This window comes from Parasphingorhabdus sp. (assembly GCF_048269865.1).
Classification (GTDB): domain Bacteria; phylum Pseudomonadota; class Alphaproteobacteria; order Sphingomonadales; family Sphingomonadaceae; genus Parasphingorhabdus.
The window spans coordinates 271,331-290,775 of the sequence record NZ_JBLWUA010000003.1 but is presented as its reverse complement, the minus strand read 5'-3'; the positions used below and the strand labels follow the sequence as shown (position 1 = coordinate 290,775).

Annotated in this window: 20 protein-coding genes; 18 read left to right on the top strand and 2 right to left on the bottom strand. The window is 55.4% G+C overall.

Going from position 1 to position 19,445, the window contains the following annotated elements; genetic code table 11:
• Positions 1-75 precede the first annotated feature (75 nt).
• The 3 genes from hslV (at position 76) to ACN0WW_RS05700 (ending at position 2,742) form a co-directional block, all read left to right on the top strand.
• Complete coding sequence (gene hslV, locus ACN0WW_RS05710; RefSeq protein ID WP_417610302.1) at positions 76-642, top strand: ATP-dependent protease subunit HslV; 567 nt, start codon at positions 76-78, stop codon at positions 640-642.
• A 35-nt stretch (positions 643-677) separates the two neighbouring features.
• Entirely contained in the window at positions 678-1,979 is a 1,302-nt protein-coding gene (gene hslU, locus ACN0WW_RS05705; RefSeq protein ID WP_417610300.1) for an ATP-dependent protease ATPase subunit HslU, read from the top strand.
• A gap of 136 nt (positions 1,980-2,115) precedes the next feature.
• The gene (locus ACN0WW_RS05700) at positions 2,116-2,742 is read left to right on the top strand and encodes a peroxiredoxin family protein (RefSeq protein WP_417610298.1); all 627 of its coding nucleotides are present in this window, start codon (positions 2,116-2,118) and stop codon (positions 2,740-2,742) included.
• Here the strand turns inward: ACN0WW_RS05700 and ACN0WW_RS05695 are convergent.
• Positions 2,739-5,657, bottom strand: a complete 2,919-nt coding sequence (locus tag ACN0WW_RS05695; RefSeq protein ID WP_417610296.1) for a M16 family metallopeptidase — start codon at positions 5,655-5,657, stop codon at positions 2,739-2,741. The two genes, ACN0WW_RS05700 and ACN0WW_RS05695, sit on opposite strands and share 4 nt — an antisense overlap.
• Positions 5,658-5,781: 124 nt before the next feature.
• Here ACN0WW_RS05695 and ACN0WW_RS05690 point away from each other — a divergent pair, with 124 nt between their 5' ends.
• From ACN0WW_RS05690 to ACN0WW_RS05640, 11 genes are all read left to right on the top strand, one after another.
• Positions 5,782-6,354 (top strand): NifU family protein, encoded by a 573-nt coding sequence (locus ACN0WW_RS05690; protein ID WP_417610294.1) that lies wholly within the window; start codon positions 5,782-5,784, stop codon positions 6,352-6,354.
• Between the two features lie 25 nt (positions 6,355-6,379).
• Entirely contained in the window at positions 6,380-6,973 is a 594-nt protein-coding gene (locus tag ACN0WW_RS05685) for a malonic semialdehyde reductase (RefSeq protein WP_417610292.1), read from the top strand.
• 7 nt (positions 6,974-6,980) lie between these two features.
• The gene (gene tsaB, locus ACN0WW_RS05680; protein ID WP_417610290.1) at positions 6,981-7,607 is read left to right on the top strand and encodes a tRNA (adenosine(37)-N6)-threonylcarbamoyltransferase complex dimerization subunit type 1 TsaB; all 627 of its coding nucleotides are present in this window, start codon (positions 6,981-6,983) and stop codon (positions 7,605-7,607) included.
• Between the two features lie 21 nt (positions 7,608-7,628).
• A complete protein-coding gene (gene rimI / locus ACN0WW_RS05675; protein WP_417610288.1) occupies positions 7,629-8,114 on the top strand; it encodes a ribosomal protein S18-alanine N-acetyltransferase in 486 nt (161 codons plus the stop codon).
• Between the two features lie 106 nt (positions 8,115-8,220).
• On the top strand, positions 8,221-8,637 hold the full coding sequence (locus ACN0WW_RS05670) for a MucR family transcriptional regulator (RefSeq protein ID WP_417610286.1): 417 nt from the start codon (positions 8,221-8,223) through the stop codon (positions 8,635-8,637).
• Between the two features lie 113 nt (positions 8,638-8,750).
• Positions 8,751-9,173, top strand: coding sequence for a Fur family transcriptional regulator (locus ACN0WW_RS05665; protein ID WP_417610284.1), 423 nt, complete (start codon positions 8,751-8,753; stop codon positions 9,171-9,173).
• Positions 9,174-9,252: 79 nt separating this feature from the next.
• Positions 9,253-9,999 carry a lysophospholipid acyltransferase family protein gene (locus ACN0WW_RS05660; RefSeq protein ID WP_417610282.1) on the top strand — a complete coding sequence of 249 codons (747 nt, stop codon included), beginning with the start codon at positions 9,253-9,255 and terminating at the stop codon, positions 9,997-9,999.
• Positions 10,000-10,008: 9 nt separating this feature from the next.
• Complete coding sequence (miaB, locus tag ACN0WW_RS05655) at positions 10,009-11,346, top strand: tRNA (N6-isopentenyl adenosine(37)-C2)-methylthiotransferase MiaB (RefSeq protein ID WP_417610280.1); 1,338 nt, start codon at positions 10,009-10,011, stop codon at positions 11,344-11,346.
• A 23-nt stretch (positions 11,347-11,369) separates the two neighbouring features.
• Positions 11,370-12,377, top strand: a complete 1,008-nt coding sequence (locus tag ACN0WW_RS05650) for a PhoH family protein (protein WP_417610278.1) — start codon at positions 11,370-11,372, stop codon at positions 12,375-12,377.
• Entirely contained in the window at positions 12,364-12,879 is a 516-nt protein-coding gene (gene ybeY / locus ACN0WW_RS05645) for an rRNA maturation RNase YbeY (RefSeq protein WP_417610276.1), read from the top strand. The genes ACN0WW_RS05650 and ybeY overlap by 14 nt, the downstream gene beginning before the upstream one ends.
• Before the next feature lie 12 nt (positions 12,880-12,891).
• On the top strand, positions 12,892-13,833 hold the full coding sequence (locus ACN0WW_RS05640) for a hemolysin family protein (RefSeq protein WP_417610274.1): 942 nt from the start codon (positions 12,892-12,894) through the stop codon (positions 13,831-13,833).
• A 9-nt stretch (positions 13,834-13,842) separates the two neighbouring features.
• Here ACN0WW_RS05640 and ACN0WW_RS05635 read toward each other — a convergent pair whose 3' ends face one another.
• The gene (locus ACN0WW_RS05635; protein ID WP_417610272.1) at positions 13,843-14,496 is read right to left on the bottom strand and encodes an MOSC domain-containing protein; all 654 of its coding nucleotides are present in this window, start codon (positions 14,494-14,496) and stop codon (positions 13,843-13,845) included.
• Positions 14,497-14,560: 64 nt separating this feature from the next.
• Here ACN0WW_RS05635 and ACN0WW_RS05630 point away from each other — a divergent pair, with 64 nt between their 5' ends.
• Genes ACN0WW_RS05630 through ACN0WW_RS05615 form a run of 4 tightly spaced genes read left to right on the top strand, consistent with a single transcriptional unit; the run spans position 14,561 to position 19,431 of the window.
• On the top strand, positions 14,561-15,742 hold the full coding sequence (locus ACN0WW_RS05630; RefSeq protein ID WP_417610270.1) for a glycosyltransferase family 4 protein: 1,182 nt from the start codon (positions 14,561-14,563) through the stop codon (positions 15,740-15,742).
• A gap of 2 nt (positions 15,743-15,744) precedes the next feature.
• Complete coding sequence (locus ACN0WW_RS05625) at positions 15,745-17,064, top strand: replication-associated recombination protein A (protein WP_417610268.1); 1,320 nt, start codon at positions 15,745-15,747, stop codon at positions 17,062-17,064.
• The gene (locus ACN0WW_RS05620; RefSeq protein ID WP_417610266.1) at positions 17,045-18,439 is read left to right on the top strand and encodes a serine hydrolase domain-containing protein; all 1,395 of its coding nucleotides are present in this window, start codon (positions 17,045-17,047) and stop codon (positions 18,437-18,439) included. The genes ACN0WW_RS05625 and ACN0WW_RS05620 overlap by 20 nt, the downstream gene beginning before the upstream one ends.
• Positions 18,436-19,431, top strand: coding sequence for an NADPH:quinone oxidoreductase family protein (locus ACN0WW_RS05615; protein WP_417610264.1), 996 nt, complete (start codon positions 18,436-18,438; stop codon positions 19,429-19,431). The genes ACN0WW_RS05620 and ACN0WW_RS05615 overlap by 4 nt, the downstream gene beginning before the upstream one ends.
• The last annotated feature ends 14 nt before the right edge of the window (positions 19,432-19,445 follow it).

The following is a 19,445-nucleotide window of genomic DNA, read 5'->3' as shown; positions in this document are numbered from 1 at the left end:
ACGATGTTTCGGGATCCTGCAAAACCGGAAAGGCTGCGGTTGCACAAACAGGTAGCAAGACCCATATCTCGCTTCATGACAGAAAATCAGCAACATGGCCTGCAGCAATGGCATGGCACAACCATCCTCTCGGTTCGAAAAAATGGCAAGGTCGTCGTCGTTGGCGACGGTCAGGTCTCGATGGGGCAGACGGTGATGAAACGGAACGCCCGCAAGGTTCGGCAATTGCACGATGGCTCGGTTGTCGGCGGCTTTGCCGGTGCGACCGCCGACGCCTTCACCCTATTCGAGCGGCTCGAAGCAAAGCTGGAGCGGCATAGCGGACAACTGATGCGGGCGGCCGTTGAACTCGCCAAGGATTGGCGCACGGACAAATATCTCCGCAACCTCGAAGCCCTGATGATTGTGGCCGACAAGGACATCACATTGATATTGACTGGCAACGGAGACGTGCTGGAACCCAACGAAGGCATTGCCGCCATCGGTTCCGGCGGAAATTTTGCGCTTTCCGCAGCCCGCGCTTTGATGGACTATGAGAAAGACGCCGAAAAACTGGCCAGAAAAGCCATGGAGATAGCAGCCGAGATCTGCGTCTATACCAATGGTGATATTACCATCGAAACGCTTGATAGCGACGCGTGAACGCACCCCTCCCTATGAATGAAGAGACAAATAGCATGCAGGCGAACCTGACTCCCAAAGCCATTGTCAAAGCACTCGACGAGCATATTATCGGCCAGCAAGACGCAAAACGCGCGGTTGCTGTGGCACTGCGCAACCGGTGGCGCAGGCAGCGGCTGCCGGCGGAATTGCGGGAAGAGGTAACTCCAAAGAATATCCTGATGATTGGCCCCACGGGCTGCGGCAAGACCGAAATTTCGCGCCGTCTGGCAAAGCTCGCTGACGCGCCGTTTATCAAGGTGGAAGCCACGAAATTCACAGAAGTCGGCTATGTCGGCCGCGATGTCGAGCAAATCGCCCGCGATTTGGCCGAGGAAGCCGTACGCCTAGAACGGGAACGCCGGCGTATGGCGGTGCATGAAGCCGCCGCCGAAGCGGCGATGAAGCGCTTGCTTGACGTTCTATGCGGCGAAAATGCCAGCGAAGCGACCAGAGAGAGTTTCCGGCAACGTGTCGTCGACGATCATATGAACGACACCGAAATCGAGATTGAAGTCGAGGACACACCGAATATGCCGATGGATATTCCCGGCATGGGTGGCCAGGTTGGAATGATCAATCTCTCCGACATGATGGGCAAGGCGTTCAACCAAAACCGCCTGAAGCGCCGCAAAATGCGGGTCGCCGATGCGTGGGACAAGCTGGTGGAAGAAGAGTCCGACAAGCGTCTGGATGATGAGGATATTTCAAGAGCTGCGATTTCGGACGCCGAGTCCAACGGCATCGTCTTTCTGGACGAAATAGACAAGATCGCGGTGAGCGATATGCGCGGCGGTTCGGTTAGCCGGGAAGGTGTCCAGCGCGATCTGTTGCCGCTTATCGAGGGCACAACCGTGGCGACCAAATATGGTCCGATGAAAACGGATCACATCCTGTTCATCGCATCCGGCGCTTTTTCGATATCAAAGCCGAGCGATATGCTGCCGGAGCTGCAAGGCCGACTGCCGATCAGGGTGGAATTGCGCGCGCTCACCGAAGCCGATTTCGTGCGGATATTGACCGAAACAAAGGCCAATCTGCCGCAGCAATATATTGCGCTGCTTGGCACCGAAGACGTCAAAATAACGATTACTGATGATGCCATCGAAAAACTGGCGGAAATCGCGGCCAATGTGAACGAGACGGTCGAAAATATCGGCGCCCGACGCTTGCAAACGATAATGGAAAAGCTGGTTGAAGAGATTAGTTTCACCGCGGAAGAGCGGACTGGTGAAGAAATCAGCATCGACAAAGCCTATGTCGAAAAGCAGTTGTCCGATGTCGCCAAGGATACCGATTTGTCGAAATATGTCTTGTGACGACAGTTTCTGGCTGCTGGCTGTTTTGTCCAGAAATGCGGCCTCCAATGGTGCGATATTGAATTAAATATCGAGCGTTGTAACCCGATACCGTTTGCGGGCGAATGATTGACAAGATTTTAGAATGGATATTGTCATGAACCCGACCGCCGCAATCCTGTCGTCCCTGCTAGCCATGACTCTTTCTGCTTGTTCCAGCGCCGCTCCAGAAGGCGACAGCGAGAACGAGGTCGCATCCAAACCGAAAGCCCTTGTTGCGCCGATCACGGAAGCGCAGACGATTAACGCCGGACTGGCGGTTGGTGAGCAGGTTCCGATGGAAGCGCGCCTGCTTGACGATCAAGGGGAGACCACATTTGCCGATATTCTCGAAAAAGGAGCAGCCGTGGTCGTGTTTACGCGGTCGGTTGAATGGTGTCCTTATTGTCAAACGCAATTGAAGTCGATCAACGCGCTTGTTCCTGAATTGAAGGAGCGCGGCTACAACCTGTATGGCCTGAGCTATGACAGCCCCGAGCAACAGCAGCGTTTCGCGAAAAACCAGATGTTGCGATATGAAATGTTGTCCGACCAGCCATCTGCGGTCATTGACGCTTTTGGCTTGCGTGATCCCCAATATTCCGAAGGCCGCGCGGTTGGCGTTCCCTATGCATCGGTGTTTGTGATCGACAAATCCGGGATGATTGTCGCGAAATGGGTGTCGGGCGACTACAAGAAGCGGCCGACCAACGAACAGATACTGGCGCTGGTCGACTCTATCTAGCGGCGGCTGGCCTTGGCCGATGGTGCTGCGACCGGATCATTATCGTTCGCCGCCACATTTTTTGATTCCGGCAGAACCGCCAGCTTCCATTCCTTTTCCTCATCAAAATATTTGATCGCAAGAGCCTGCACTTGTTCCGGCGTAATGACGGTATAGTCACTGAGCAGGCTTTGCAGCGCGACAAACTTCTGCGGATTGAAGGTCGCTCCTTCCAGCTGACTCATCCAGAAACTGTTGCCGCTGCTGGCCCGGGCGATAAGCTGTCGCAAGGGTTCTACCACGCGCTGCAACTCATCCGCACTGATCGGCTTCTCCCGGAGGTCTTTGGCAATGCTGTCCACGACCTCATAAAAGCGGTCGATATTGTCCGGCGTCAGCTGGCTCTGCGCGCCAATATATCCGCCAGACTGGAAATCGACCGGCCAGCTGTTCACCACCTGCGGGCTATAGCTCGCACCCTGCTGCGACCGGAGTATTTCGAACAACCGATCATTGAAAATCGATGTCAGCACTTCCAGCCTGCGGCTTTCTCTCACATTGGCAAGCCCTCCACCCGTCGGCCAGGCGACCATGGCGGCAGCTCTTTCCTTGTCGCCTTTGTGCACAAGAATCACCGGATTTTCTTTTGGCGTTGGAAATTCCGGTGAGACTGTGTCGGCTGACACCGGCGGAGCGTCGCGGCGCTTCAGTGCGCCAAATGTCTTCAGAATGGCCTCCACCGCCTGATCCCGGTCGAAATCGCCAAACAACATCAGTTCCACCGGTCCGCTGGCCAGAATCGGCTCCCAGAATTGTTTAAAATTCTCCGCAGTCAGCTTGTTGAAGTCGGCTTTGTCGGGCGTCTTCCAGCGCGGATCCTTGCCCCGGAGGAGCCATTCCAGATCGCGTTCGAGAACCGCCTGGGGAGAGGCCGAAAAACTGTCATAGCCGATCAAGGCGGCAGCCTTGCTGCGCATGACAGGCGCGGCATCCCAACGCGGAAAGGCCAGCTTGGCCGCGATCAAGTGTAACTGATCCTCGAGGTCAGATGGCCGTGTTTCGGCACTGATCTCGTAGGCATCATCGTCGATCCCGAAGCCCAGGCCTATCCTCCGTCCGGTGGTAATCTTGTCGAGTTCCTCCTGGCCCAGATCGCCGACGCCGCTCGCCATCAGCGCCATCGCACCGGACCATGCCAGCGTTTCCTGATCAGACGGCAGGCCTCTGTAGCCTTTGCCGAAGCGAGCATTGACCATGATCTTGTTGCGCTCAGCCGTATTCGGAAACAGCAGCACCCTCACCCCATTGGCGAGCTCCAGCTGCTCCATATCGAAATTCCCTATTTGCCGGGACGTTTTGATCGCGCCCTTTTTTCCTATCGCTTTGAGCGAATCAAATCCGATATCGGACTGAACGACACGCGCGTCGCTGGCAGCATCAACAGGGCGGGTTAACGCTGCCGCCAGCCTCGCCTGACCGTTTTCCACGGCAACCGGAGATGAAAGCAGAACCCGAGAGGTAACCCCCGAGAAAAGCTTGCGCGTGGATTCAAGCAAACGCTCCGGCGTATACAGGTGCCGCATATCGCGGAAGACATCCAGCGCCACCTGCGGCGTCGCTACGGTCTCGTGGATATCAACCGCATTAATGATATTGTCCGCCTGCTTGCGCGCAGCTTCGGTTTGATAGCTTTCGACACCAATGGCCAGTGCCGCATCGAACTCCGCAAGCTCGCGCGCGATATCCTGTTCAGACGGCGCGACAGTGGTCGCGTCACTGATGATAGCCCGTACGTCGTGGAGCGCGGCCTCCCAGTCCTCACCAAGCGGGATGATATTGACAAATGTCCCGTCAACCGAACGGCTGACGTCATCCTGACCGACCGCCGCCTGCAAATAGCTGCCCCCTGCCCTTGCCCCTGCTTCGAGGCGCCGGTTGATCATCTGCATAGCCAGCAGATCAATCAATATTTGTTGATTATAGACGATCGTATCCGCGACCTGCTCCCAGGGACGTGCGATGATCATGGAAATGAATCTCGGCAAGGTCGGTTCTATCAAAACCTCGCTGATTTCGGACAAGTCCTGCGGCTGACCAAAATCGGGAATCACGCCTGCCTTCCCGTCAGCCTGCCATTGGGAAAAATGTTTGTTCAACAGTTCGACAAACAAAGCGGGATCCTCGTCGCCGGCGATCACGATAACCGTATTCTCGGGCCGGTACCAACGCTGATGAAATTGTTTGAGCATTTTTGGTGTTGCAGCACTCAAGGTCTCCGGCGTCCCGATCGGCGCACGATTGGCCAGACGCTGCCCGGCAAAGAACAATTCCCTAGTCGCATTCTGGACTTGGGTCTGCGGTCCGGCGCGCTCTCGCAACTCGGCCAAGACAACCGGACGCTCCGCGTTAACCGCCTTTGTGCTCAGACCGGGCGAACGGATCATACCCGACAATATTTTGAGGCTTTCATCGAGGCTTGCAGCGTTAGCGTTGGGCAGATCGAGTTTGTAAACGGTTTGCGTCGGTGTTGTTTCAGCGTTGCTGTCGCTCCCGAATGTTGCGCCAAGCCGCTGCCAAACACGCTTGGCTTCGCCGTCCGGAACATGCGTTGAGCCGCGAAAGGTCAGATGCTCCATGAAATGCGCAAAACCCTGCTCATCGTCTTTTTCCATCAGGGACCCAACGTCCATCCGGAGCCGGATCGAAACTTGTCCGGGCGGCACACCGTTATGCTTCACCGCATAGCGCAAGCCATTGTCCAATTCCCCAAACGTCCAGGTTTTGTCGACGGGAATGTCGCTATTTTCGTATAGCCAGGGAACTGTGTCGTCAGCGGTCGCTGTTTGCGCGACCGCCACGCCGGGAACGCCCAGCAGGCACAGCAATATGAGGAAAAAGGAATATTGGAGTGCCGGATGGCAGGTTGATCGTTTCATGCAGCGGATATAAGCAGCCCCAATCTTACTGACCAGTGAATATTCCTGACATACTTTTTCAGCAGCGCAGGGTTTCGACCGTTTTGCCCTTGATCGCACGCCCTATAATCGCCAGATAACATCTATGTTGATTGAAACCGAAAAAACACCCAACCCCTCAACCCTCAAATTCCTGCTGGGACAGCCGGTGATGACGGACGGCACTCGCGATTTTGCGTCGCCGGAAGATGCCGAAGTGTCACCGCTGGCAGAGGCGCTTTTTTCGCTCGGGGATGTGACCGGCGTTTTCTTTGGTTCTGACTTCATCTCTGTAACCTGTGGACCAGGAGCAGACTGGAGCGACCAGAAGCCTCAGGTGCTGAGTATTTTGCTCGATCATTTCTCCGCCGGATTGCCCCTTTTCAAGCCCGGCAGTGCGGGCGACATTGTTGTACCGCCCGAAGAAGAGGTCCACGACGATCCGGAAGATGCCGATATTGTGGCTCAGATCAAAGAGCTTATCGAAACCCGGGTCCGTCCTGCGGTCGCCAATGACGGCGGGGATATTATTTACCGCGGTTTCAACAAGGGAACGGTATTCCTTAAAATGCAGGGTGCTTGCGCGGGATGCCCCTCTTCCACAGCCACGCTGAAACATGGGATCGAATCCCTCCTCAAGCATTATGTGCCAGAGGTCAGCGACGTCCAGGCCGCATAAACAACAATAGATCAAAGGCAGAAATATGAATTCACCCCTCGGTCAGGCATCGCTCGATCAGCTATTTCTCGAAGCGCGGACCTATAATGGCTATCATGATAAACCCGTATCTGTAGAGCAACTGCATGATATCTGGAATCTGATGAAAATGGGCCCGACCAGCGCAAACATGCTGCCATCGCGCCTGATCTGGTGCCACAGTCAGCAATCTCGCGACCGGCTGGCAGATTTGGCTTCGGCAGGAAATGAAGACAAAATACGCAAGGCGCCTGCGGCGGTTATTATCGGTATGGATGAAAATTTCCATGAACATCTGCCCGAGCTTTTCCCTCACGCCGATGCGAAAAGCTGGTTTGAGGGTGATCCGGAAGCCCGCAAAATTCACGCGCTGCGCAACAGTTCTTTGCAGGGAGCCTATTTCATCATGGCGGCTCGGGCCCTTGGCCTCGATACCGGCCCCATGTCCGGCTTCGACAATGACGCCGTCGATAAAGAGTTTTTCGGCGATCAACCCAACGTCAAATCGAACTTTATTTCGACACTGGGCTATGGCGATCCATCGACAATATTTGATCGCAGCCCGCGTCCGGATTTTGACAAATTCAACAGCTTGATCTGACCTGTTAATGGGCGAGCGCCTTCTCGCTATCGATACCGCTACGATCGCATGTTCTGTTGCATTGTTTGAGGATGGTGCGATGATCGGGTCCAGCTATGCCGAGATAGGCCGCGGTCATGCGGAAAAACTGATTCCGGCTATCGAGCAACTGACAGACTGCGGCAGAGCGGATCGAATATTGGTGAATTGCGGACCGGGCAGCTTTACCGGGGTCCGTATCGGTATTTCTGCGGCCAAGGCCCTGGCTCTGGCCTGGGGTGCGGACGCGCGGGGATATAATTGTCTGGCGATTGTAGCCGCGCAAGCGCTGCGACGATTGGACACGCCGCAGCCCGTGTGCGTGGTCATGCAGGCCGGGCATGGCGAATATTATCTGCAGAACTTCTTCGAAACCGGGCACCCGATGGAGCCGTTCAAAACACTTACCCCCGAACAGGCCGCGAGCGCCGTGAAGGCAGACGTGATCGCGGGGTCCGCTGCGGCTGAATTGGCCGCTGTTGTGGCTCCCGATATTCATTTTCCTATATTGCCAAACGCGGCGGACATCTCTTTAGTGGTTGACCAGATGAAAAACATGCCTGCCACAGCGACTTACGGACGCAAACCAGACGCCCAGCCAGCGACAATCGTCTGAGCAATGGCTAGCCGCCAAAGCTTGGGTGACGATCATGCGGGTGAACCGGTCGAGATCCGGGCCGGAGATCTTTCCGACCTCACTGCCGTCATGACCGTTATGGAATCCGCCTTTCCCAAAACATATGGTGAAGGCTGGAACCACCACCAGTGCCGATCAATGCTGGCCATGCCGAGTGCAAAGCTACTGATAGCCAGCCAGGGCGGTGTTGCCTGCGGATTCGCGATTAGCCGGCAGGCCGCAGATGAGGAAGAGCTGTTGATGATTGCCGTTTCTCCCGACATCCAGGGCAAAGGAATTGGTTATCTTTTACTTGAACATGTGCTGCAGAAAGCACGCGCCGATAACGTAGTCTTTGTCTTCCTAGAAATGAGAGCCGACAATCCGGCGGAAAAACTCTACAAAAAATTCGGTTTTCACCAGATAGGGCGGCGCAAGGCCTATTATACCGGCCCGGATATGGAAAAGTTTGACGCGATTACTTACAAAACCGTGTTAACCATCTAAAATAATCGTTGATCCTATTGAGTGTTGCAGCGCGTCAAAGTTCGTGTAAATAACGCCTCGCAGTATCTGCAATATAAAAATAACGGTCGCACAAAGGTAATAGAATATGACAGAGGAAGAGATTGCTCTGAATGAGACGTTGATTACGCTCACTTCAGACATCGTTGCTGCGCATGTCAGCAACAACAGCGTCGCGGTATCGGATCTACCGCTTATCATCAGCAGTGTTCATGGAGCACTCTCAGGACTTTCCGGTCAAGCCGCAGAACAGGCCCGTCCAGAGCCGGCTGTCCCCATCAAGTCGTCGATCAAGCCAGATTATGTGGTTTGTCTCGAGGATGGCAAAAAACTGAAAATGTTGAAACGCCATTTGATGACGCATTACGGAATGACCCCCGAAGATTACCGCGCAAAATGGGGACTTCCCAATGATTATCCGATGGTAGCGCCAAATTATGCGGAAAAGCGGCGTCAGCTTGCCAAGGCGATCGGTCTGGGCAAGAAAAAGGGCAAAAAGAACTAGTGCGTTTTCTTTTGCGTTGAATTTAGAAAATTGCGGCGAACCTGCCGCAATTTTCTCTTTGCAATATCCCCTGCCCCGCATAGAGTCTTCCTCCAGAGTAACGGAAAGGTTCCATGCCCCAGAAAATTGATCTTGAAGCATTATGTGCGGAAAAAGGGCTCCGCATCACCGATCAACGTCGTGTGATAGCCCGCGTCATTTCCGATGCAGAAGATCATCCCGACGTGGAAACACTGCACGAACGGGCATCAGCCGTGGATTCCCGGATTTCGATCGCAACCGTGTATCGCACGGTTCGATTGTTCGAAGAAGCCGGCATATTGGATCGCCATGACTTTGGCGATGGTCGCGCTCGCTATGAAGCCGTTCCGGAAGCGCATCACGATCATCTTATCGATGTCGAAACCGGTCGGGTTATTGAATTTGTCGATCCGGAACTGGAAGCACTGCAAAAGCAGATCGCCGAAAAGCTGGGCTATCGCCTGGTAGATCACCGCATGGAGCTCTATGGCGTATCTCTCGCCAGAAAAAACTGATCTGCCAAACCCCGACCCGGACGCAAGGCCTTGCGACACACAGCCGATGGCATATAGGCTGTGGGATGGAGCAACACCGATGGGCTATATAAGATTTATCTTGCGCGTGGCGCTCCTCGTTACCGCGCTGCTCGTCTGCATCCCCTTTTACTATATCTGGCGAATATTGCGATTGCCCAACCCTTGGCCACGCACATTTCTCAAGATCGCAGCCTTCGCTTGCGGGGCCCGGGTAAAGATTATCGGCGTGCCGATCAAACGGGACGTCTTTTTCATTTCCAACCATCTATCCTGGGTCGATATTGTCATTCTGGGCGGCCATAGCGGCACTGCTTTCGTCTCGAAGGAAGAAATCGGCAACTGGCCCATCATTGGCTGGCTTTGTCGGCTCAATGACACGGTGTTTGTATCGCGCTCGGACCGAATGGGCATTGCCCGGCAGATCAACCAATTGCGTGATGCTCTTGAGGAGACTTGGGCGATTACGATCTTTCCCGAAGGTACGACGACCGATGGCTCAACCCTGCTCCCGTTCAAGGCGCCATTGCTAAAAGTGCTCGACCCTCCCCCACCCGGCATCATGGTCCAGCCTATATTTCTGAACTATGGCGAGCACGCCTGGGAAATTGGCTGGACGGGAGAGGAAAGCGCCCCGTCTAACGCATGGCGGCTGTTGACCCGGCGTGGCGGCTTTCTGGTCGAAGTCCACTTTCTGGAACCGTTTGATCCTGCCCATTGTTCCGACCGGAAAGAAATCGCAGCGGAGGCGCGGCGCAGAATCGCGGAACCGCTTTCAGCTTCCCTGGGGGGAAAACCCATTGTATAGGCACGGTCTATGACTCAAGCCGATCCTAAAAAATTCCACATCAAATCCTTTGGCTGCCAGATGAACGTCTATGATGGCGAGCGGATGGCCGAACTGCTCGCTGATCAGGGCATGAGCGCGGCCGAAAATGGGGATGATGCTGATCTGGTGGTGCTCAACACCTGCCACATCCGGGAAAAAGCGGTCGATAAAGTGTATTCCGACATCGGAAGGTTGCGCAGGAAAGACGGCACCAGCCCGATGATCGCGGTGGCAGGCTGTGTTGCACAGGCAGAAGGCAAGGAAATTTCACGCCGGGCACCAAGCGTCGATATCGTCGTCGGGCCACAGGCTTATCATCGCTTGCCGGAACTGATGGCAGTGGCAAAATCCGGCAAGAAAGCGCTCGACACGGATATGCCGGCAGCCTCCAAATTTGATGTCCTGCCGACGCGCGGAAAACAGGCACGACCGAACGCATTTTTGACGGTGCAGGAAGGTTGCGACAAATTTTGCACCTATTGCGTGGTGCCGTACACCCGCGGCGCAGAAATTTCCCGCCCCTGGTCCGACCTGATCAAGGAAGCCCATGCCCTCGTGGATGGGGGCGCCAGAGAGATCACGCTGCTCGGGCAGAATGTCAACGCATGGTACGGAGAGGACGAAAAGGGGCAACGTCAGGGTCTCGACGGCCTCATTCGGGCCCTCGACAAGATTTCCGGTCTGCAGCGCATACGCTACATGACCAGCCACCCGAACGATATGACCGAAGGCCTGATTGCAGCGCATGGAGACGTAGCAAAGCTGATGCCGTTTCTTCATCTGCCCGTGCAATCGGGCAGCGACCGGATTCTGAAGGCAATGAACCGCTCCCATAGCGCGACAAGCTATCTCGATATTCTGGAGAAAATGCGCGCTGTACGGCCGGACATCGCTCTGTCGGGCGATTTCATCGTCGGCTTTCCCGGAGAAAGCGATCAGGATTTTGAAGAAACGCTGCAGATTGTTCGCGACGCAAATTACTCGCAAGCCTTCTCCTTCAAATATTCTCCTCGACCCGGCACGCCCGCGGCGGGGATGGAAGAACAAGTCGAGCCGCAAGTGATGGATGAACGGCTGCAAAGGCTGCAAGCCTTGCTGAACGAACAGCAATTTGCGTTCAACCAGAATACAGTCGGTCGGGAAACCGATATATTGCTCGAGCGCCAGGGCAAGCTGGAAGGGCAATTGATCGGAAAGACGCCTTGGCTGCAGTCCGTGCATATTATTTCGCCTGACCTCAAGATTGGCGATATGGTTGAGATTGAAGTCACCCAGGCCGGCCCGAATAGCCTGACCGGTCAGATCAAAGAAAGACTCGCTGCCTGATGGTCCAAAAAACGAAAGCCGGAATGGCCGGAAAGCTCATCAAACTCGATCTGGAATTTGAAGATCCACAGATATTGGGCGAATTATTCGGAGAATATGACCGGAATATCGTGGCGATCGAAAACCGTCTGGGGGTCTATATCGCGGCTCGTGGAACAAAGTTGAAGATCGAAGGCGAGGAAGAAGCTGCCACCCGCGCCCGGGACGTGCTTACCGGCATTTATAACCGGCTCGAACAGGGCCAGGAGATCGACAACGGTGCGGTTGAGGCGATTATCGCCATGGCGGCCGACCCCCGGATTGCCAAGGTGGCGAAGCAATCACCTTCTGGTGATACCGGCAAGCCGAATAATGTCGCCGACGCGCCGAAGGTGATGATCCGGACGCGCAAAAAAACGATTTTCCCCCGCTCGGTACGGCAAGCCCATTATATGGAGGCGCTTGCCCGCGATGACATGATTTTTGCGCTCGGCCCGGCGGGTACCGGGAAAACCTATCTGGCGGTCGCACAAGCTGTTTCGCAGCTGATTACAGGTTCCGTTGATCGGCTGATCCTGTCGCGTCCCGCGGTTGAAGCGGGTGAGAAGATTGGCTTTCTTCCAGGCGACTTGAAGGAGAAGGTCGATCCGTTCCTTCGACCGCTCTATGATGCCCTTTACGACACACTGCCTGCCGAGCAGGTGGAGCGGCGCATCGAAAGCGGCGAGATTGAGATAGCACCGATCGCGTTCATGCGCGGGCGAACGCTTTCCGATGCGTTCGTCATTCTGGACGAAGCACAGAATACCACTGCGGCCCAAATGAAGATGTTTCTGACCCGATTTGGCATGAACAGCCGGATGGTGATCTGCGGGGACCCGAAACAGGTCGATTTGCCCAGGGAAGCCGTCTCCGGACTTGCCGACGCCGTTTCCAAGCTGGAAGGTATCGAAGGGGTCAGCTCTGTCCAATTTGGCGCTAGCGACGTGGTCCGCCACCCGCTGGTTGGAAGAATTGTCGAAGCCTATGAAGGCAAAGATGCTCCAGACTGAATTGACCCCGTCTGCCGAATGGGGAAGTGAGCAGGACTGGACGCGCTTGGCCGCTCAATCGGTGGACGCTGCGATTAACGCGTCCTCGCACGCGGGCCTGCTCTCCCGAAATTTTGTGGTCGAGGTCAGCGTCAAGCTCTCGAACGATGCAGAAGTTCATTCGCTCAACAAGGCTTATCGCGGCAAGGACAAGCCGACAAACGTCCTGTCCTTCCCGCAAATTCAACCGGATTTGCTGGAAACCCTGGCCAACACGGATGATGGTGAGGCCCTGCTCGGTGATATAATTCTCGCTTACGAAACATGCCGGAATGAAGCATTCGAAAAAGATATTTCCTTTTCCGACCACGTCTCACATTTGGTTGTGCACGGAGCCCTGCATTTGCTAGGTTATGACCATGAAAATGAAATAGACGCAGGATTGATGGAAAATTGCGAGATCAATGCATTGGCGACTTTGGGCATTTCCGATCCCTATGCAGAACAAGCGCAAAGCAGGTAACAAATAACGAATATGACCGACGTTGAACATGACAATGGCAACAGTACTGCACGCAGCAGCAGCCAATCCCGGGAAGAGGAAGAGGAACCGGGGCGAATATGGCGGAGCCTGAAGGCTCTGCTATTCGGCCATACGGATGACAATAGTCTGCGGGCGCAGATCGAAGAAGTCATCGACGATCACGAAAACGATGCTGAGAGCGATGCCAACGGCAATCCGGACGTATCGTCTCTGGAATTGGAAATGTTGCGCAATATGCTTCATTTCAGCGAGCACCGGGTCGACGATATCGCGGTCCCGCGCGCGGACATAATCGCAATCGAAGAAAGTTCTTCATTCGAAGATTTCGTCGAGATCTTTTCCGAGCACGGCCACAGTCGTATTCCCGTCTTTCGCGAGAATTTGGACAATATCGTCGGCATGATCCACATCAAGGATATTTTCGCCATCGTTGCCAAGGGCGGCCCCTTCCCTGACGATATCACACCGTTTCTTCGGCAACCGCGCTTTGTGCCGGAATCCATGGGCGTGCTCGACCTGCTTGCCGAAATGCGGGCCACGCGTACCCACTTGGCCATTATTTTCGATGAATATAACGGGACCGAAGGTCTGGTTACGATTGAAGATATTGTCGAGGAAATCACTGGCGAGATCGAGGATGAGCATGATGACGAGCCCGTTCCGTTGCTGGTCAGACTCGATAGCGGCATTTGGGAAGCGGATGCTCGCGCCGAGCTGGATGATGTTGGCGCAACGATTGATCCTGCGCTCGAAGAGATCGAAGAAGATGTTGATACAATTGGCGGTCTCTCTTTTGTCTTGGCCGGGCATATCCCTACGGTAGGAGAACGGCTGGAACATCCGAGTGGCTGGATTCTGGAGATAACGGAAGCCGACGACCGGAGGGTAACTCGGCTCCGATTGCACCCACCGGAACCAGCTCAGCCTGAATAGGTGGACGGGCTAGATCCCTGCGAGTTTCGCAGCCCGAATTCGCCAGGTTTCAGCCAATGATGCGTTGGCCGCTAGCGCCTTCAATTCAGCCCCCTGCCCCTTATGTTTCCCGCCAATGATGAAGCCGAATAAACGATCCAGCGGCCAGTCCGGTAACGGCCTTTCTAGCTGGATGAATATATCGCCCGCCTTGATGGTCCCCTCCTCGAGCACGCGGAAATAGCTGCCCGACTTGCCGGTCTTTATCACCGTTTTCAGGACGTCCGGCTTGCCAAACCGATGGTTCAATTTCCAGCAAGGCTGCCGCGCATGACTGCACTCGATCACGGCGTCTCCAATCCGGAAAACATCACCGAGACAAAGCTGTGTTTCGGTCATGCCAGTACAGCTGAAATTTTCACCAAATGCTCCCGGTTGATCCAGTACAGACACATCGGGATATTTTTCACGCCAGAAGGGATAATGGTCATCAGGATAAAGATGCACCGCCTTGTCACGTCCGCCATGATGCAGCGGGTCGGCGACCTGATTGCCTTCCAGTCCTTCGAAACCAAGAAACAAGCTCTGGTCGGTCGGAATTTTGGCAATCGCGCTCATTTCGCCTTCGGGGCCAAAGGCCCGGGGTTTGCTGATCAGCAACTGTTTGAGTTCGGTCCGGATCATCCTGTCCCGCTAGCGGAGCAAGTTCATATTGGCAATTCCCTGCTGACTATGCTTCAAGGCAGCTATGGAAATCAGTGACCTTCGCATTGCGCTTTATAGCGGCAATTATAATTTTGTGCGCGATGGCGCCAACCAGGCACTCAACCGTCTGGTCGACTATCTGCTGCGTCAGGGCGCTGCGGTTCGGGTCTATTCACCAACCACTGATACACCCGCATTTGAGCCAACCGGCGACTTGGTCAGCGTGCCCTCGGTCGCGTTCCCGGGGCGCGGTGAATATCGTTTTCCGACGCGTATTTCTGGCGACGTGAAAAAAGATCTAGCCGACTTCAACCCGAATATCATGCAGATTTCCAGCCCCGACCGGGTCGGCCACAAGATGGTGTCCTGGGCTCGCCGTCATAATATTCCGGTACTGGCATCCGTCCACACGCGTTTTGAAACCTACCCGCGCTACTATAATCTGGCCTTTCTGGAGCCGGTGATCGAAGCCATATTGCGCCGCCTCTATCGCCGCTGTGATGCATTGGTGGCGCCATCGGAATCGATGGCCCAAGTGCTGCGCGATCAGCGGATGAATTACGATGTCGGCATTTGGTCGCGCGGCGTGGATCGCGAGATCTTCAATTCCGATCGCCGTGATCTGGAATGGCGCCAATCGTTCGGCATCGCTGATGATGAGCCAGTGATCGGGTTTCTCGGACGGCTGGTCATGGAAAAAGGTCTGGATGTCTTTTCCGATACAATCGATGAATTGAAGCGCCGCAAGGTGGCGCACAAGGTTCTGGTAATCGGGGAAGGTCCAGCAAAGCAGTGGTTCGAAGACCGCATGCCCGATGCTGTGTTCGCCGGCTTTCAGCAGGGCAGCGACCTCGGGCGCGCGGTTGCCAGTATGGATATGCTGTTTAACCCCTCGATCACTGAAACCTTTGGCAATGTGACGCTGGAAGCGATGGCGTGCGGATTGCCCGTGGTCGCAGCCAAGGCCACCGGCAGCCAGAGCCTCGTAAAGAACGACATGTCCGGGAAGTTGATAATGCCCGGTGCGGTCCGGGAATTCGCCGATGCGCTGCAGGCCTATTGTGAGAACCCGGATCTGCGCTACCAGCATGGTTCCGCAGGTGAAAAACGCGCGGAAGAATATAGCTGGGACCAGATCAACAATGCGGTCGCACTGACCTATATCCGATTGGTTCGCCAACGGCAGGCCGGTCACGGTCCGATAAAACAAGCAATCGTTCGCTAGCGATGCAGGGCCTGTTTGACGACGACAACGAGAAGCTTGAGGAGACACGCAGCACGCCCGATGCGCCCTTGGCCGATCGCTTGCGGCCGCGCCAGCCTGAAGACATTGTCGGCCAGGATCACCTAGTCGGGAGAGACGGCACGATCGGCCGGATGATCGCCGCCGGAAAACTGTCGTCGATCATCCTGTGGGGTCCGCCAGGAACCGGTAAGACCAGTCTGGCGCGGTTACTGGCAGATCAGACTGACCTGCACTTCAAGGCGATATCCGCGGTCTTTTCCGGTGTTGCCGAATTGAAGAAAGTCTTTGCCGAGGCCGAAATGCGGTTCCAGTCCGGCAAGGCGACGCTCTTGTTTGTAGATGAAATTCACCGTTTCAATCGGTCGCAACAGGACAGTTTTCTGCCCTATGTTGAGCGGGGAACCGTTGTGCTGGTCGGTGCCACGACCGAGAACCCCTCGTTTGAACTGAATGCTGCGTTGCTGAGCCGGGCACAGGTATTGATCCTCAATCGGCTCGATACAGTAGCACTCGGCCGTCTTCTGGAAAAAGCGGAAAAGCTGGAAAATAAATCCCTCCCGCTCACCAACAGCGCCAGAGAGGCCCTCATCGCAAGTGCCGATGGCGACGGCCGGTTTCTGCTCAATCAGGCGGAGACGCTATTCTCTCTCGATATTGCTGATCCGCTGGACCCATCCCAGCTCGCTAAAACATTGCACCGGCGCATGCCGGTCTATGACAAGGACCGCGAGGGGCATTATAATCTGATATCCGCCTTGCACAAAGCTTTGCGCGGTTCCGACCCACAGGCTTCGCTCTACTATCTCGCCCGGATGCTGGTCGCCGGGGAAGAGCCGCTTTACGTGCTGCGCCGGATTGTGCGCTTCGCCAGCGAAGATATCGGTCTCGCTGATCCGCAAGCGCTGGTGCAGACGCTGGCCGCAAAGGATGCCTATGCCTTTTTGGGCAGTCCAGAGGGTGAACTGGCGATCGTCCAAGCCTGTCTCTATTGCGCAACCGCTCCCAAATCCAACGCTGCGTATAAAGCGCAGAAACAGGCATGGAAGTCCGCCAAGCAAACCGGCTCGCTGATGCCGCCAGAAAATATCCTCAACGCTCCAACGAAGCTGATGAAAGATATCGGATATGGTGCCGGCTACAGCTATGATCATGAGACTGACGACGGCTTTTCCGGCGACAATTACTGGCCGGATGAGATGGTACCGGAGAATTTTTATCAGCCGGTGGATCGGGGTTTCGAACATAAGATCCGCGAACGGCTGGCATATTGGGAGAATTTGCGTGCGAAAAAGACTGGTTAGCCTTTGTGCCCTTAGCGCTTTATTTTCGATCAGTGCGTTTGCTCAGGAACTTGAATCAGCGCGCTATGATCGGGCTTTGGCGGCCGGGTATAAAGCCCAGTTTATCTGTTCAGGGCTTTGGAATGGCGGAAAGTCCCTAGCAGATATCAAGGCCGACGAACTTACCGGAATCTACGACAGAATTGCTGACATTGTTCCGGATCTGACGGAGGAAGTGGATGCAAGCGGCCGTCAGGTTCGCGTCCGTTTTGCGGATGATGCGCCGCCGCGGGTTGCCATCTGGAATCGCAAAAGCGGGTGCACAGCCATGCCGATCGGGCTTGGCGGGATAAAAGCAGGTGCACAGACCAAAATGCGCGATTTTGGAGACGATCGTCCCTGGCCTATGGGTGACAGAGATGCTGTCGCTGAACCCTCCGCTAGTTCACCAGACTTTGAGTCCGCAGTGAACCGGGCATTTCAACCGCAGGTCTATGGCGGCAAAACGAGCGCTGTGCTGATCCTGCAAGATGGTAAAATCCACGCAGAAAAATACAAACGCGGCCACGATCTCCATACCGGGCAGCGGACCTGGTCGGTGGCGAAATCGATTGCCGGCACATTGATTGGCCATTCCGTGCAGCAAGGCGTCGTCGATGTCAGCGCAAGAGCGGCCATACCGCAGTGGCAGAAATTTGGTGATCCGCGTCAGTTCATTACAATCGACAACCTGATGCGTATGGCCAGCGGGCTGGTCAGCGATACCGCTGGCAACCGCACAGACGCAATTTACATGGGCGGTGCCACTGTTAACGAGCGGGCTCCGATCTGGCCCCTTCTCTATCAACCGGGCACTCGCTTCCGCTATGCGAACAATGATACGCTGTTGGCGGTATTGGCTGCGCAAGCTCAGTATCAGCGGTCCGATAATGGAATGCCCGCGTTGGTGGACTCGGAATTCGACCCTTATGGTTTCTTCCAGAATCTGGGTATGACGCGGACATATGCGGAGACAGACTGGCAGGATAATTATATCCTCTCCAGCCAGGTCTGGACCACAGCCCGCGATCTCGGACGACTGGGGATACTCTATCTCAATAATGGCATGTGGAATGGCGAGAGGTTGCTGCCGGACAATTGGCGGGAATATGTCAGTTCGCCTTCGGGACCGCAGCCGGAAGGCCGCAAATTTGGCTACGGTGCTACCTTCTGGCTGATGAACCAGTCTGATGGCATACCCGAGGACGCATTTGCCGCGTTCGGCAATCGCGGACAATATCTGGTCATCATCCCTTCCAAGAATCTGGTCATTGTCCGGCGCGGCTATGACACAGCTGAAGATCGCTTTGATATCGAAGCATTCACCAAAGACATTGTCGCGACAATAGACCGATGACGGAAAGCTATCTCGCTGCGACCTGCACCGCGCTTACCGGCCCATCCTCAATCCAGATCGTTGAGCGGGAAACCGTGCCGTTGCAAAGCGGGGAAGTCCGGATCGACGTTCATGCCGCCGGCTTAAATTTTCCGGATCTGCTGATGACGCAGGGCAAATATCAGTTCCGGCCCGACCCGCCCTTTGTGCCTGGACTGGAGGCAGCCGGCGTGGTGATCGAGGTTGCTCCGGATGTCGAGTACGTGCAGCCCGGCGACCGGGTAATGGCCGGAGGCAAAGGCGGCGCGCTGGCGGCGCAGTGGGTAGTGAATGAAGCAGCCGTCTCCCCTCTCCCCTCGTCTTTATCGTTCACCGAAGGGGCCTGCTGGCGAACAGCCGCGTCAACTGCATGGCACGCCCTGGTCGAACGCGGTCAGTTGCAATCGGGAGAAAGCCTGCTTGTTCTTGGCGCAAGCGGCGGCGTCGGCATGGCCGCAGTCAAGATGGCAAAGCATATCGGTGCAACGGTGATCGGCACCGGGTCCAGCGAGGAAAAACGAGCGGCAATCCGGCAGGCGGGCGCGGACCATATTTTGGATTCGGCTGACCCGGAGCTAGCCGCCAAGGTAAAAGAGATAACGTCGGGAAAAGGTGCCGACGTCATTTTTGATCCGGTCGGTGGTACACTGGCACTGACGGCGACGCGCGCCATCGCCTGGAACGGACGTTATCTCATTGTCGGCTTTGCCAGCGGCAGCATCCCTTCCTTTCCCGCCAATCATGCGTTGATAAAAACCTATAGTCTGATCGGTGTTCGCGCTGGCGAAAGCCCGCGGCGGGACCCGGAACTGGCAAAGCGCCAAAACGCCGCTCTAAGAGAACTCGCAACACAAAGCGTCATGCGTCCGCATATTTCTCATCGCTTTCCGTTTAGTGATGCAGCGCAGGCCTTGGCTGTTTTAGAAAAACGCGAGGCGATAGGGCGAGTGGTCGTCGAAATAGTCGCAAGTTGATGATCTTTACGAAT